The sequence below is a fragment of the Streptomyces sp. WAC06614 genome, from assembly GCF_003949795.1.
Lineage (GTDB): Bacteria > Actinomycetota > Actinomycetes > Streptomycetales > Streptomycetaceae > Streptomyces.
This window is the reverse complement of sequence record NZ_RPRY01000563.1, coordinates 1-2,518: the sequence shown is the minus strand read 5'-3', so window position 1 is coordinate 2,518 and position 2,518 is coordinate 1. Positions and strand designations below refer to the sequence as shown.

Annotated in this window: 2 protein-coding genes; both read left to right on the top strand. The window is 80.6% G+C overall.

Features of this window, described 5'->3' with window-relative positions:
• Positions 1 to 998 precede the first annotated feature (998 nt).
• Positions 999 to 1,184, top strand: coding sequence for a Trm112 family protein (locus tag EF918_RS34725; RefSeq protein WP_125652842.1), 186 nt, complete (start codon positions 999 to 1,001; stop codon positions 1,182 to 1,184).
• A 32-nt stretch (positions 1,185 to 1,216) separates the two neighbouring features.
• Positions 1,217 to 2,353, top strand: a complete 1,137-nt coding sequence (locus EF918_RS34720) for an SIS domain-containing protein (protein WP_125652841.1) — start codon at positions 1,217 to 1,219, stop codon at positions 2,351 to 2,353.
• Positions 2,354 to 2,518 lie beyond the last annotated feature (165 nt).

Sequence of the window (2,518 nt, the reverse complement as noted above, 5' to 3'; positions counted from 1 at the left end):
CCCCAGGGCCCCCGGCCCGTCCCCCGGGACCATGCCCGCCGGACTTCGCCCGCAGGGCGCGCACGACCGGACCCGACCGCGGGCCTGCGGGCCCGCGTCCGCGGCGCAGCCGCCGGAGGCCCGGGCGAAGCCCGCGCCGCGCCCGGCTCGGGCGCGGGCCCGCGGTCGGGCCCCGGCCGTCGTCCGGGCCCCGGGCGGAGCCCATGCCCACCGTCGCCCGCAGCGCGCGCGCCCGGGTCCGGCCCCCGGCCTCCCGGGCGAAGCCCGCGGCGCGCCCGGCTCGGCCCGTAGGGCCCGAGTCAGGCCCGGGTGCAGCGCGGGCACGGCAGCGGGCCGCTGGGCCCGGGCGCAGCCCGCGGCCTGCGGGCACGCGTGCAGTTCACCGGAGGCCCGGGCGCTGCCCGTGCCCTCTGCGGCCGTCGGCCGCGGTGCAGCCGCCGGAGTCCGGGCGTTGCCCGGCCCCCATGCGGCGGGCCGGCCCCGGGCGCAGCCCGAAGCTCACCCCGCTCGGCCCGTGGGGCCCGAGCCAGGCCCGGGCACGGCAGCGGGCCGCTGGGCCTGGGCCTGCCCGGGTCCCTTGCGGCCGTCGGCCGCAACGCGGCGGCCCCCGGCCCCCGGGCGAAGCCCGCGGCGCGCGCGGCTCGGCCCGTGGGGCCCGAGTCAGGCCCGGGTGCAGCGCGGGCACGGCAGCGGGCCGCTGGGCCCGGGTGCAGCCCGCGGGCCTGCGGGTCCGCAGGCCGCGGTGCAGCCACCGGGGGTCCGGGCGCAGCCCGGCCCCTTGCGGCCCTCGGCCGCGGTGCAGCCGCCGGAGTCCGGGCGCAGCCCGGCCCTTGGCGGCCGCCGGCCCCGGGCGCAGACCGGGCCCCGGCCCCGGCCGGGCGGCCGGACCCGGGCGGAGCCCGGGAAGCGGGTGTGGCCGCCGGGCCGCGCCGGGAGCGGGCCGGCGGTACGCTGACCTGGCCCAACCGCATACCCCGTACCGTCGAAGGGACGCCCCCATGCCGCTCGAAGCCGGCCTTCTGGAGATCCTCGCCTGCCCCGCCTGCCACTCGGCCCTCCAGGACCGCTCCGCGGACGAGGCGGCCCCCGAGCTGATCTGCACCGGCGCGGACTGCGGCCTGGCCTACCCCGTCCGGGACGGGATCCCCGTCCTCCTCGTGGACGAGGCCCGCCGACCCGCCTGAACCCGCACCCGCGACGACGACCGGAGGCCGACATGCTCGACGAGTCGCTGCTCGACGCACCGGAGGAACTCGCACGGGCGGACCGCCGAGGTCTGCTGCGGGGCGCCGCCGAGGCCGGGGCCCGGGTCCGCACGGCGGCCCGGCACGCCGCCGAGGCCGGCCTGGGCGACATCCGCCCCGACGGCCGCCCCCGCTCCGTCCTGATCGCCGGTCCCGGCACCGCCGCGACCGGCGTCGCGGACCTGCTGGGCGGCCTGGCCGGCGCCGCGGCGCCGGTCATCCGCCTGCACCCCAGCGGCGTCGCCCACGCCGCGGGCGCCCTGCGCTGGACCCTGCCCGGCTGGGCCGGCCCGGTGGACCTGCTGCTCATCGCCACCACCGACGGCTCCGAGCCGGGCCTGGCGGTCCTGGTCGAGCAGGCCTACCGCCGCGGCTGCACCGTCGTCGCCGTCGCCCCCGAGCGCTCCCCGCTCGGCGAAGCCGTCGGCGGCGCCCACGGACTCCTCGTCCCCATGGCCAAGGCCCCGTACCAGGAGGACTACGACGAGAGCGCCGCGGCCGGCCCCGGCGCCCTGTGGGCCCTGCTCACCCCGCTCCTGCTGCTCCTGGACAAGGTCGGCCTGCTCTCCGCCGCCCCCGACACCCTGCAGCTCGTCGCCGACCGCCTCGACCGCACCGCCGAACGCTGCGGCCCCGCCATCGCCGCGTACTCCAACCCGGCCAAGACCCTGGCCGCCGAACTCGCCGACGCCCTCCCGCTCATCTGGAGCGAGGGCGACGGCGCCGCCCCGGCCGGCCGCCGCTTCGCCGCCACCCTGGCCGAGCTCGCCGGCCGCCCGGCGCTCGCCTCCGAACTGCCCGAGGCCCTGCCCCGGCACGGCGTCCTGCTCGCCGGCGCCTTCGCGGCAGGCGCCGACCCCGACGACTTCTTCCGCGACCGGGTCGAGGAGCCACAGGCCCTCCGCGCCCGGGTCGTCCTGCTGCGCGACCGGCCCAGTGGCGGACTGTCCGCCGCCCCCGCCGCGCGCGAGCTCGCCCTCAGCCACGACACGGCCGTCAGCGAACTCGAACCCGAAGAAGGCAGCGAGCTCGAACAGCTCGCCGAACTCCTCGCCGTGACCGATTTCGCCACCGCCTACCTCGCGGTGGCCTCCGGAGGACGCCCGTAGCCGGGCAGCCCGCCCGGCCCCGGCCGACCCCGACCGTCTCAAGGAAGCCCTCACGATGGACCGCCTCACCAACACCGTCCGCCCCTACGCCTGGGGTTCCCCCACCGCCATACCCGAGTTCCTCGGCACGGAGCCGACCGGCGAACCCCAGGCCGAGATGTGGAT

Excerpts from the sequence above, each read along its gene's own strand:
- EF918_RS34725 (WP_125652842.1), top strand. The coding sequence starts at position 999 with ATGCCGCTCGAAGCCGGCCTTCTGGAGATCCTCGCCTGCCCCGCCTGC.
- EF918_RS34720 (WP_125652841.1), top strand. The coding sequence starts at position 1,217 with ATGCTCGACGAGTCGCTGCTCGACGCACCGGAGGAACTCGCACGGGCG.